The sequence below is a fragment of the Gilliamella sp. LMG 34360 genome (assembly GCF_984568995.1).
In genome coordinates this window covers 1759620-1772511 of the sequence record NZ_OZ474900.1, presented here as the reverse complement: position 1 = coordinate 1772511, position 12892 = coordinate 1759620, and the positions used below count along the sequence as shown (strand labels likewise).

General features: G+C 35.4%; 9 protein-coding genes and 2 tRNA genes. 6 read left to right on the top strand and 5 right to left on the bottom strand.

The features are described 5' to 3' along the window. The 5 genes from uvrC (at window position 1) to AC5LW9_RS07965 (ending at window position 3319) form a co-directional block, all read left to right on the top strand. Entirely contained in the window at window positions 1-1836 is a 1836-nt protein-coding gene (uvrC, locus tag AC5LW9_RS07985) for an excinuclease ABC subunit UvrC (RefSeq protein WP_198227966.1), read from the top strand. Window positions 1837-1945: 109 nt separating this feature from the next. Next, window positions 1946-2500, top strand: a complete 555-nt coding sequence (gene pgsA / locus AC5LW9_RS07980; RefSeq protein ID WP_493455617.1) for a CDP-diacylglycerol--glycerol-3-phosphate 3-phosphatidyltransferase — start codon at window positions 1946-1948, stop codon at window positions 2498-2500. Between the two features lie 223 nt (window positions 2501-2723). Beyond that, window positions 2724-2811, top strand: a tRNA-Leu gene (locus tag AC5LW9_RS07975). Between the two features lie 17 nt (window positions 2812-2828). After that, window positions 2829-2904 (top strand) — tRNA-Gly (locus tag AC5LW9_RS07970). 226 nt (window positions 2905-3130) lie between these two features. Next, on the top strand, window positions 3131-3319 hold the full coding sequence (locus AC5LW9_RS07965; RefSeq protein WP_334324934.1) for an Arm DNA-binding domain-containing protein: 189 nt from the start codon (window positions 3131-3133) through the stop codon (window positions 3317-3319). Between the two features lie 919 nt (window positions 3320-4238). Here the strand turns inward: AC5LW9_RS07965 and AC5LW9_RS07960 are convergent. The 4 genes from AC5LW9_RS07960 to AC5LW9_RS07945 all read right to left on the bottom strand — a co-directional run bounded on the left by AC5LW9_RS07960 (window position 4239) and on the right by AC5LW9_RS07945 (window position 11715). Further along, window positions 4239-5362 (bottom strand): IS3 family transposase gene (locus AC5LW9_RS07960; protein WP_493455616.1). Its coding sequence is split into 2 segments (ribosomal slippage): window positions 4239-5068 and window positions 5068-5362, totalling 1125 coding nucleotides; the frame shifts between segments, so codons are not numbered across the junction. 440 nt (window positions 5363-5802) lie between these two features. Beyond that, window positions 5803-6984: a restriction endonuclease subunit S gene (locus AC5LW9_RS07955; RefSeq protein WP_493455615.1), complete on the bottom strand. Its 1182-nt coding sequence runs from the start codon at window positions 6982-6984 to the stop codon at window positions 5803-5805. Beyond that, window positions 6977-8614: an HsdM family class I SAM-dependent methyltransferase gene (locus AC5LW9_RS07950; protein WP_493455614.1), complete on the bottom strand. Its 1638-nt coding sequence runs from the start codon at window positions 8612-8614 to the stop codon at window positions 6977-6979. Before AC5LW9_RS07950 ends, AC5LW9_RS07955 begins: the two co-directional genes overlap by 8 nt. After that, window positions 8614-11715 carry a type I restriction endonuclease subunit R gene (locus AC5LW9_RS07945; protein WP_493455613.1) on the bottom strand — a complete coding sequence of 1034 codons (3102 nt, stop codon included), beginning with the start codon at window positions 11713-11715 and terminating at the stop codon, window positions 8614-8616. The genes AC5LW9_RS07950 and AC5LW9_RS07945 overlap by 1 nt, the downstream gene beginning before the upstream one ends. Window positions 11716-12244: 529 nt before the next feature. Between AC5LW9_RS07945 and AC5LW9_RS07940 the strand changes: the two genes are divergently transcribed. Then, window positions 12245-12379, top strand: coding sequence for a hypothetical protein (locus AC5LW9_RS07940; protein WP_255519211.1), 135 nt, complete (start codon window positions 12245-12247; stop codon window positions 12377-12379). 165 nt (window positions 12380-12544) lie between these two features. Here the strand turns inward: AC5LW9_RS07940 and AC5LW9_RS07935 are convergent, their stop codons facing one another. After that, window positions 12545-12748 carry a hypothetical protein gene (locus AC5LW9_RS07935; protein ID WP_198227976.1) on the bottom strand — a complete coding sequence of 68 codons (204 nt, stop codon included), beginning with the start codon at window positions 12746-12748 and terminating at the stop codon, window positions 12545-12547. Between the last annotated feature and the right edge of the window lie 144 nt (window positions 12749-12892).

The window sequence follows — 12892 nt, the reverse complement described above, 5'->3', positions numbered from 1 at the left end:
ATGAGCCAATTCGATTCAGCATCATTTTTAAAAACAGTCCCACATAAACCTGGTATTTATCAAATGTTCAATGATAAACAGACCATTATTTATGTGGGAAAAGCCAAAGATCTCAATAACCGATTAAAAAGCTATTTTAACAGTAGTAAAAAAACACTTAAAACAGACAGGCTAGTCAGCCATATTCATCATGTTGAATTTACAATTACCAACACCGAAACTGAAGCTTTACTACTAGAACAGACTTACATCAAAAAATATCAGCCTCGTTATAATGTATTATTAAAAGATGATAAAAGCTATCCATTTATAAAGCTTAGTAAAGAACGTCATCCACAATTATCACTTTATCGTGGCGCAATTAATCGAAAAAAAGATGAGTTTTTTGGTCCTTATCCGAGTGGATATGCAGTTAAACAGATTTTAGCCCTACTACAAAAAACCTTTCCGATTAGACAATGTTTGGATAGTACTTATCGCAATCGTACTCGTCCATGTTTGCAATACCAAATTAAACGTTGTTTAGGTCCATGCGTACCAGGATTAGTTAGCGATGAAGATTATAATGAACAAGTTAATTATGTTAGATTATTTTTGTCTGGACGATCAGAACAGATTATCCAAAAAATAACTGAAGATATGCATAAAGCAAGTAGCGAGCTTAACTTTGAAAAAGCCGCAGCATTACGTGATCAGTTACAAGCCATAAAACATATTAATGAAAAACAAGCTATATATAATAATAATGATAATCTTGATGTCATTGGATTCCATTATGAGTCGGGCTTAGCTTGTATTTATGTTTTGTTTATCCGCAATGGGCAAACTTTTGGTCACCGCTCCTACTTTCCTAAAGTGCCATCAAATACTGAGCTCGAAGAAGTTATTGAAACCTTTTTAGGTCAATTTTATCTGCAAGGTAATCAAAATAGAAATATTCCTCAAAAGATTTTATTAAATTTTTCATTATCAGATAAACAAGCAATGGAAGAAACTTTATCTATCATTGCAGAGCATCAAGTTAAATTAGTTGATGAACCTAAAGGCGATAATCTAAAATTACTTAATATTGCTACTGTTAATGCACAAACAGCAGTCAAAAATAAGTTATTAGAAAATTCAACCATAAAACAACGCTATGATGCACTTAAGGCATTTTTAGGGATTGATAAAATTAATCGTATGGAATGCTTTGATATCAGTCACTTTATGGGTAAAAATACAATAGCGTCTTGTGTGGTATTTGATGAAAATGGTCCAGTCAAATCTGAATTTCGTCGCTATAATATAACGGGCATAACTCCAGGTGATGATTATGCTGCGATGGATCAAGTATTGACACGTCGTTACAATAAAAAAGATCTACCTGATGAAAAAGTTCCTGATATTATCTTCATTGATGGTGGTAAAGGGCAACTTAACCAAGCATTACAAGTATTTGAACAATTAGATGTAAATTGGAATAAAAATCATCCAATTTTAATCGGTGTGGCAAAAGGTGCAGAAAGAAAAGAAGGTCTAGAAACACTATTTTTTGAAGCACATGGGACAGGTCATTATCTTGATGATCGCTCCCCTGCTCTATTGCTTATTCAACAAATACGTAATGCGTCTCATGATCATGCTATTGTAGGACAACGTAAAAAAGGGACAAAACAACTTACGGATAGTGCATTAGAACATATTGATGGCGTGGGCGCAAAAAGACGAAAAGCACTTTTAAATCATTTTGGTGGATTAAGAGAGTTAAAAAATGCCAGTATTGATGAAATAGCCCAAGTACAAGGTATTTCTAAACCGTTAGCTGAAAAAATTTATCTAAATTTACAACAATAACGCATTGAAAAAATAACACATTTCAGGCAACATAAGTGTTAAAAGAACACTATTTTTTTATTATCACTAATACTTTGATTAATAAGATAAAAAAAAGAGCTTATTTCACATGAAAATCAACCTACCAACATTTTTAACCCTATTTCGAGTTATTCTAATTCCTTTTTTGGTGTTAGCATTTTATCTTCTACCCCACGAATGGTCTGGTTTTTTTTCAGCGTTAATTTTTTTAATCGCAGCAATAACGGATATTTTTGATGGCTATCTTGCTCGTCGTTTAGGACAAACTACCAAGTTTGGTGCTTTTTTGGATCCAGTTGCTGATAAAATTATGGTAACAATTGCACTAGTATTAATTACTCAATATTACCAAGCATGGTGGATCTCTGTTCCAGCAATAATAATTGTCTCACGTGAAATTATAATCTCCGCTTTACGTGAATGGATGGCTGAAATTGGCAAACGTAGTAATGTTGCCGTGTCGTCCATTGGCAAAATTAAAACCATTGCCCAAATGACAGCATTAACTTGGTTACTTTGGCGTCCTTGTGACATTGTTATTTATGCAGGCTTAGTCACCTTATTACTTGCTACAATTTTAACCATATTATCCATGATCCAATATTTATGGATAGCACATACGGATCTTTTAGAGGAAGAATAATACCTCTTCTTCTAAATTTTAAAAGTGTAATTTTATTGTTTAACTTTGACTCAATAAAATTACACAAATCTACTTTAAGTCAGCAAAAGAATATCTTTAAGCCATTATCAAGTTAAACATTAAGCAATCAATCGATTTATTTAAAATTTCTATTGACTGAAAAACTGAGATAGGTAAAATGCACAGCATCCAAAGCGAATTACTTTTTGATAATTAGTTTTGAGCCCGGGTGGTGAAATCGGTAGACACAAGGGATTTAAAATCCCTCGGCCTTTTTGGCCGTGCGAGTTCAAGTCTCGCCCCGGGCACCATTTAAAACACTTCTTTTGCGGGAATAGCTCAGTTGGTAGAGCGCAACCTTGCCAAGGTTGAGGTCGCGAGTTCGAACCTCGTTTCCCGCTCCAATTCAGGATTCATAGTCTTTTATAATCAAATATTTATCGACTTTTTCTATTTTAAAATCAGTCAGTAAGCTTTGCTTTGTACTCCATTAAAGAGTACTGAGTTGTATTATAATTCACTCGTAAATGGTACATCCAACGATACATTGCATTTTTTACTGTTTTTTAATTCTATCTCCTTATAATTAGAATCTCCTTTTTTCTGTTTTGTTGTTTGAGGAGATTGTTTATGGCTTTATCTGATGCCTTAGTTAAACATGATAAACCTAAATCGAAAGCTTATACTCTGAATGATAATGAGGGTTTGGCGTTGTTTGTGTCGCCTTCGGGCGCTAAAACGTGTCATTTTCGTTTTACGTTGCAAGGTAAATGGCAGCGTATATCGTTGGAAGTTTATTCAGAAGTTGGCCTTGCATAGGCAAAAGTGCAGTGTGAGTCTAATCGTTAGATTTCACATGTTTCTGTAACTGCTGGTGTTCCTTTTACTCATACTATTGCCGGTATGTCTAATGCGTCTAACTTGGGGCGTGTTCAACAAGAAATTCATGCCTTTGTTATCGCGGTGGTATTCGCATTCGTTAGGGATAATTCGGATGATATGACGGCCTCTTGTGTTGTTTCGTCTTCGATGGAATCGTTTGCTGATTTTAATATGCGTTGAGAGTTGTGTAAGTTTCGTAAGCTAGGATTAGATAAAAAGGATAAACGGAAAAGAACGGCGGTACAGATTGAGCGGTATTTGTGTAAGGATATGATGAGCCTAGGTTCGGTACTGGTAAAGCGGATGTGCTTCGGATATTTAGGGCTATTGAGGTTTGAGGTGCATTATCGATTGCGGAGAAGTGTCGCAGTTGATTGTTTGAGCTGTTTCAATATGCATCGTCTAAGGATTTGATTGAGAGTAATCCGTCCATGGAGATGGTACTATTGGCTCTGCCAAAAAAACCAACACAGCATAATTCGTTTTTACGCCAAGAGGAACCAGCTTTTTTGGTGAAGTTGTCAGGTTCTCAAGATTCGCCTCAGACACGGTTGGAAATTCTGCTATTGGTGTTAACGAGGATGCTCAGCGGGGAGTTACACAAATCCTGATCGGTTTGATTTGGAAAATACTCTTCGTTACATTCCTGAGGAGCAGGCCAAGCAGTTGCAACTATGCAGGCATCATGAGGAATTCCGCCTTATTTAGTGTCGTTGTCTAGGTAGACAATTATTGTTGTTAAAGAGTTGTTATCATAGATGTATCCATGGTAGCCTTTTTTGCTCTGCCATCGCTCTCACCCGAAATTATCCACCAGTGTGGTATGTCCACACTTTTTAGTACCAAAAAGATAAGGTCATCGATTTCTTTTGTATTCAATCGGTGACTGATAATTTAATGTTGAATGAAGTCGATTGCAGTTAAACCAATCGACATAATGATTAAATTCCAACCTAAGCTGTTCCAGTGAATCAAAAATAGTATTCGATACAAACTCTGTTTTCACCGCTTTAAATGTTGCTTCCGCAACTGCATTATCATACGGGCAGCCTTTACGGCTTAATGAACGTTTAATGCTAAACTCGGTTAAACACTCATCAATCAGATGATTATCGAACTCTTTTCCTCTATCTGAGTGAAAAAACTCAATAGACTGTAAATTCATTGGAATTTGACTGATTGCTTGCATAACTAACCCTGCTGTTTTATGCCTGCCAGCACTTCGTCCAACTATCTCTCGATTACTGACATCAACAATCACACAAAGGTAGTGCCACCGCTCTTTAACCCTCACATAGGTTAAATCAGTCACCAATATTTTTCGTGGTTGACCTATCTCAAACTCTCGATTAAGTTCATTCCCCACACTCGATTCATTACTTTTTCCAACGTGAATACGATATTTTTTACAAGTGTATTTTGAGACCCAGCCATTTTTTGCCATAATTCGACCAATTCGTCGTCGAGATAAAATCATGCCTTGCTTTCTCAGTTCTGCCTGCAGGCGCCTTGTACCATAAGCGCGGTAATTATCATTAAAGACTCTACCGACTCTTTCACTGAGCACAACATCCTGCGGTTGTTGGGGCAATTGCCGTTGATAATAAAAACGATTTCTTGTTACTTTTAAGCAACGACATAATCCTCGCAAAGTGTATCGGTGCTTATTGTGTAAAATTAGCTCGATTTTCGCCCCATTATCAACGCAGCTTGCTTTAGGATATCGTTCTCCATTAACAAGCGTTTGTTCTCTTTGCGTAGTGCGATAAGCTCGTTCTCCTCCGCACTGCGATTATCTTTAGCGGTAAATGACCCCGTGGTTTGATACTGAGTTATCCAATTATCTAATGCTGATTTGGTGAGGTCATACTGAGCGACGATATCAGCACGTTTTTTACCATTTTGATACAGCATTACCATCTGTTTTTTGAACTCGTTAGTAAAGCTGCGTTTTTCTCTTCGGGTTAAATTGATTGTCATTATTGTTACCTTTTTTTATTGTTGGTTTATCATAACAATGACCTTATAAAATTGGTACTAATTAGTGTAGCCTATCCAAGTGAAAATACACTGAATTATGGGGCGAAACGATTAGGTTTGATGGCGTTTAACGAAGCATGGGATTCGGACGACGTTATCTACAGCCCTTGATGAGTTGGATTATCCTAAAAAGTAGATTGAGGCGAAGTTGTCAACGCAACCTTTATCGGTTCAATAGTTATTTTTCAATGAGAAACAAGCATGCTGTTTGTCGCAAAATATCCTTAATCCTGCGAGGTATTTGTTTGCAATGATTTGGAAAGCACAACAGCTAGGGATGTTTCGGACGACTAGGTTGGATTATTAAGACAAAGCTACGTTATAACACTCACATATTAGCTTTAAAAATACTCGCTTTAGACAAACTAAAGCGAGTGCTGTTATTTCACGGTGACTTGACCATTCATTAGCATGGGGAGGAGCCAGTCTCTTAATTTTTTTAACTCAGAACATTCTTGCTCTAAAATATTTTGTTGCTTTGTTAATGAATCAATTTTATTAGTAAAATCTTTTACTATATGTAAAGGAGGTAAAACTATTGGAACTGTTTTTAATACTGTTGTGGATATCTCTTTAAAGGTTGAGCCTGACGCAAATTGTATAATAATACTAAGAGAATTTTTGATAGTATAGTATACAAAATCAGTTGGATATCCTTTATTTGGAATAAAAGATTTAAACCCCTGATTTGTCGTAAACTCTTTTCTAGCAATAGCCATATAACCAATGGGAGCTCTTGAGGTTAATAAAACTGTTCCTAAAGGATATTTCTTTAAAGATGCAGATTTTATTCCTTTATCAGAAACATTTTTCTCACCTTTTGAAATATATTTATTCCCTTGATTGTTAGAAAGATCATTAGGAGTAATCCATGGGACTCCTTTAATACAAAAATTATCACAATCCTTAGTATCAGGCGTACTTCCTCCTACTATTTGACCCAAATTGTCCAAAACCCCCTCACTAAACATTACGGGTATTTCACGTTTTAGGGTTGTGTTATAAACCATCTTACCGCCTGAGCTTTTATAGGGTTTTCCTTCCTCATTAGGAAAATCAAACTGCACAAACCAATAATCATACAAGGTTTTTGCCATATCTTCTAATTCAGCATTGATGCGGTTGTTTAGTTCGATTTTTTTATCGAATTTAGATAATAAATTAGCTATCTTTATTTGATCATTTTTTTCTGGGATTTTAACTTCTAAAAGATAGGCTAATTCACGTGATAAGCCAGGAACAGCACTATGTGAATTTAATTTTTCGAGCCCAAGTAACTGCAAAAAATAAAACCAAAATTGCATATCATCTTTACTTTTATCTTTAATAGAAAGATAGTATGCAGTATCTGTTGGCGTAAATGGCTTACTAGAGAAAGCAATTTTTCCAACGCTACCTTTTCGCCCAATAATGACACTAGGCTCTTCAACTTTATAGGAGTCTATATAACCAGTTATTCCATTAGAGCCAAAAACTGGATAATTGCCTGATAACTTTTTATCAACTCGTACAGCAAAGCCATACTCAAAAGATACTCTTTTTCCAATAGCTATTTTACTCATACTTCAACCCCGCCAACTGCTTTTTAATTTCCTCTTCTAAAGTATGCGACTCTTTAAACAGCTTTTCTAAATTTTGAGTATAGCTTTGCATTTTGGCAGAAAACTCTTCGGGAGTAATATCCACGTATTCAATTTTTACATCAAAATATTGCCCTGCGCTTAGGGAATAGTTTTTGTTGATAATATCCTCATAACTCACCACGACAGAAAAATCTTCGTGTGCTTGTTTTTGGTTGAAAGCTTCGATAATTTGTTGTTCTTCTGCTGGGGTGAGTACAGTTTTTTGGTTTTTGCCGTCTTTCACTTTTTTACCAAGGTTGGAGGCATCAATTAAAACCACCTTATCTTTATTGGTAGCATCAATAAAGATAATCGAGACATTGGTGCCAGTGGTGGCAAAAATATTACTAGGCATAGAGACTACGCCGGCCAGTATTTTATTATTCACCAAATATTCACGAATTTTTTTATCAATGCCTGATTGAGCAGTAATAAAGCCGGTGGGCACGACTACTGCTGCTTTACCTGTTGGTTTTAAGGAAGTGATAATATGCTGTAAGAACAATTGGTAAATCTCCATCTTGTCCTTATCTTTAGCTTTGATTTTTGGAATACCTGCAAAAAAACGGTCTTTATTAGCTTTGGTATCTAAGTCATCGCGGTAGTCGCTGAAATCCAGCTTAAAGGGTGGATTAGACACAATGTAATCAAAATGTTTTAGTTGATTGCCTTCTTTATGATATGGGTGCAATATAGTATTACCCTGTATCACATTAGGAATAGAATGTACAAGATTATTCAAAATCAAGTTTAAACGTAATAAATTAGACGACTTTTGTGAGATATCTTGGGTATAGATGCTACATCTGGCTTCACCAATAGCATGGGCTACGTTCATTAATAAAGTGCCAGAACCCGCCGAAGGGTCATAACAGCTAACGTTATTCACTTTACCTCGTTGTTCAACAGGTACTAGTACCGCCGCCATAATACGGGCTACAGCATGAGGGGTGTAATATTCGGCATATTTACCACCACTGTTGCTGTTATAGTCTTTGATAAGGTATTCAAAAATAGTAGCGTAAAAATCAAAGCCTTTTGAGAAAACATGTTCAAAGCTAAAGCCTACCAACTTGTTAATGATAGCACGACAAAAGTCATCTTTTTTGCTCTCGTCGGCAATAAAGTTGCTTACGCGATCAAACAAAACCACCTTAGCTCCGCCTTCAGTTTTTATGGAGAATACGTCGGTATTGCTACTGGCGATGTCGATTAGCGTATCATCAAAGGTTTGAGCAAAATCTTTTTGATTTTGGCTATTAAACAAATAGCCAATAAAGTGCACAGGTTTTAAATGCGCAACCCCCGCGGGTAAACTCAACAGGAGCATTTCGTATTGTTCACACTCCATTGAGGTCAATACTTCTTCCCACTTATCGGCTTTAGCTATGTGAGGTTGCGTTTTTTTAACTGCTGAAGCAAATTGGTCGTTTAAAAACTTATAGAGAAAAGCTTGGGTGATGATTTTAAATTCGTTGCCATCGTTACCTAGGCCATAGTTAGCACAAATAGCTTTTAGATCGTCAATTAAGGTTCTAGTTTGTTCTTGAAAGGAAAGTTCAACTACCACTAAGGAGCTCCGTTAGTAAATTCTTTAAGGTATTCTTTAACCACCAGCTCATTAATACAATGAGAGATAGCAGGATTTAATTTAATCTGTTGTTTTGTCATAAAATGGTTAATGACCGTTGGCATAGTAATTTGTTTAAAATACCCTTCATTTTTTAGAAGTTGTAAGTTTTGTAATACTTGCTCGTCGATATCGTGTTTTACACCATTTAATGCTTCGAAAATTTTACGTTCATTCGCGCTCATTTCGTTTTTTTCTGTTAAGCGTTTATGAATGCGGGCGTATTTTACATCACCTGAGTATTTTTGGCGAAGCAAATTATTCTCTCTATTTAATATTTTAACACGCCCATAAATTTTATTGAGTACCTTGGTATTGGCTTTCATTTCTTCTTGGGTGGTTGCACTCAAGTTCTTTTTCTTAAATAGCCGTTCCAGTTCTTCTTTTAAGGTGATAAATTCAGGGTCATCTTGGTCAAAATTAGTGTTCAGCGCCTCACGGGTACGTCTGAGTGTTTGCTGAAAATCATCTGCCAGTTGTAGTTCTTCCTCCCCCACTTTAATAAACTCAAAGATAATATCTTCTAAGGCAATATTTAATAGGTTAGTGTTTTCTGTGCCTTTTTCCAGGTTTTCTTTTAAGTTGAGTAGATTAAGCCGATTAGTCGCTTCACGATAAAGTAGATTAAGCTTATTAAAATCGAGTTGTTCTAAAAAATTAGACTCACCTTTTAGGCGAATAAGGTTGTATAGACTCTTGGCATTAGCTAAGGCTTTTTTAAGCTCTAAAATAGTTTCACGATTGTGGATTTCATTAATTTGCTGTGAAAAAATTTCAGCATTGGTGATATCGTATTTAAATAGTGCATCTTTAATCTGTTCGATTTCTTGCTGAATTTCTTGTTGCGATTTAAATAGCTGTGAGTAGCTCTCTATTTCGTCACCCAGCTCGTCTTGTAGTTCTTCGAAATAAGCTTTATTGGTAGCATCAAACTCTTTGCGAATATCAGCAAAATCGACCACGTAACCATAACGAAAATCTTTATAAGGCCGATTTACCCGCGTTAGAGCTTGCAATAGATTATGAGAACGGATTACACGCCCTAAATAGAGCTTTTTTAATCGTCTGGCATCAAAGCCGGTTAATAGCATGTTAAATACAAAGAGCACATCTATTTTGCCTGCTTTAAAGTCTTCAACCCAGTCTTTACGCTGTTGTTTTGTGCCTACATCGTGTAAAATTAACGCAGCTGTTTTAACTTTGTTCTCTTGCTTACGCTTAACAGTGTAGGTTGTAATTGGTTCTGCTACTTTTAATAAAGTCAGTTCGCTATCGTTAGCCGCTGCTTGGTTAAGTAGCTGGTTATTTTGAGGGTGATGGTCATTAAATAGCTTAAAGAGTTGCTTGGCTTGTTCCGCGCTGTCACAGATGACCATTGCACCAATGGTGGGGTCAGCAAGGGCGACTCTGCTTTTTTCAAAATCATTAACAATATAATCCAGCATAGGTTCAACAAAGCTAGGGTGGGCATAAATAAATTTTTTATCTACATCGCCTTGTTGAATCTCTGCTTCCTCCAAGGCTTTTTGTAAAGCCATTTTGTAGTGAGTGGCGATTTCTTCACGTATTAGCCTTAGGGTGTAGCCATCGGCAATTGAGGCGTTATAGAAGTATTTATGAATGTAATCACCAAATAATTGGCGCGAGTTATAGTCTGTTCCCAATAATGGCGTACCAGTTAAACCAATTTTAATCGCGTTACGGTCTGATTGCTCAAGATTGGCTAAAAAGCTACCTTTGGGGTTATAGCTACGGTGTACCTCATCTAAAAAATATACCCGTTGAATAGTGACATCATAATCGTTCGTTGAAACAACATCGGGGTCATCCTTAAATTTTTGAATGTTGACCACGGTAATTTCGGGCTTACCGGTATTATTATGAATCGCTTTAGTGGCTTTAATATCTTGACTAAATGCCTCACGCGAATCAATGGTATAAACAGTTAAGCCACGACAGGTAAATTCTCGCTGTGCTTGAGTAAGTAGATCGATCCGATCCACAATAAAATAAAACTTAGGAATAGTCTGCTTTTGCTGAAAATGATCGGTTAAGAACCTCACATTATAATAGGCCAAGGCTGTTTTACCGCTACCTTGGGTGTGCCAAATAATGCCTTTTTTAATACCCTCATTAAGTTTTTCCTCAATCGCTTTCGTTGCAAAAATTTGGGGGTAACGCATTATGTGCTTTTCAAGCCCTTGTGTTTCTGCCACATAAGTAAGCGCATAGCGTAAAATAAAAGCTAATCTGTCTTTGCTTAATAATGAAGTACAAATACGATTTGTTGGCCTAAACTCATATTTATTAATCTGAAACTCATTACTGCTTCGAAGCGTCTCTTTGTTATTATCTTTGAGAATTTCTAACTCTTTTTGCTCATCCAACGGCTTAGAAAGCTCAGATAAAATCAATGTTTGTTCTTCTCTAAAGTAGTTAAAAATAGGCTCGCCATAAGAGGCACTAGCATAGAAAGCGCCTTGTAGTGGTTGGACTGCGCCATCTTCATATTCCATGTTATTAGAAAAGATCATAAACTGAGTTATATTTATAAAGCGCTTAAACTTTTTATTTTGAAAGCGTTTATTAATTCGATCACGTTCAGCTAATATTCCTTCAGGATTATTTGGTTTTTTAACTTCAATAAAGACTAACGGCATACCATTAATTAGTAACGTTATATCGGGTCTAAATTCTTCATCACCATTTTTGTAGGTTAGCTCAGTCACCACATGAAAGCTGTTGTTATTAAAACACTCGAAATCGATAAGTTTTGTGCCTGAACTCGCTGTTAATTTTTCATAAAAGGCTTTACCTAAATCCTCATTATCTAACGTTAATTTTACTTCTTCCAGTAATCGCCTGACATCATCTTGCTCTAGATTAGGGTTAATTTTTGCAATCGCTTGAAGGAATAACTCAGGAAAAATATTGGTCTTAATGTCCCACTGCTGTGTTTTGAGTGATAAATACTGATACCCTAAACGAACCAAATGCAGAATGGTTGGAATTTTAACGCGCGTGTCTTCATTGAATGCCATAGCTAATCCCTATTATTCGATGTTTTTCTCCTTAATGGTAAGATTATTATTGTAATAATCTTACCATTCGTCCAGATCTTTTTTGTAATTCTGCTAAGCTAATGTCTCGCATTTTCTTAAAAATAGTCAAATAAAACACCTATATATGCTTTTATTCTATATCAATCTGATTGCCATATTACTATATTGATGTTAGAAAATACTTAAATTCACAAATAATCACTGCATATGTTGGTAAGCAGACTTAGTAACATAAATATTTAACACAAAGACGTAGCTCCTAACACATATCTAATGCACTCAGTATTTTAATAATAAACACTTTATATGTATTTGAAGCTGCTTCTGTAGCGTCGAAATCGATAATACCTTAAAGCATGCTATGTAAGTCCACTTGATGTTTTTAATTGAACAATATAGCATATAGTTTGTGTGACCATAGCGTTCGCTAAAATTCAACATTTTGATGCGTATTTCGATCAGTGAATAAATCCTCCAGCATATAATTCAGCTCGTAGGGAAGTAATAGATGTGTAGTTCATGGCAATGCACAATTCGCGCAGTTAATGTCGCCATCGTAATGGTAATAATGAGAAACATCGGCAGCCTATTTGCTGCTGCAATGTCCACAGGTATTGTAATAAAATATATTTTTTCAATCTAAAGAATATTTACTCACCAATATATTTAATTTAGTAAAATATTATAAATAAATCATCCAGTAGAATGACTTATTTGATATTTAAATGATTAGATAAAATCATTAATTTTATTTTTTATAACACAATACCTATCCTATTTTAATATTTTTTGAATAATTACTCATTTCTTAATCCCCTTCAGCTAGTATTATTTCATCTTGAGAAACTGCTTCTCTAAAATAAACTAATAATTCTTTTATTTCATTGTCGTTATTATTCGATAAATAATTAATTAAGATTTTTTGATGGTCAGGATAAACTTTTGTTGTACCATAGGGATCAATATAAATTCCAGTTTTTTTCTCTAAATGAAAAAAAGCATCAGTTAACAATTCAACATTTTTGTCGTTTAAAACTACTTATGGTTTACTTCCATCAGTATCAGATAAATATGAAAAATTTAGCATTATATTAACTCTTTTTATGGGTTGGATAAGATGTAATCTGTTTATCTTTTTGGGATTATCAACAACAAT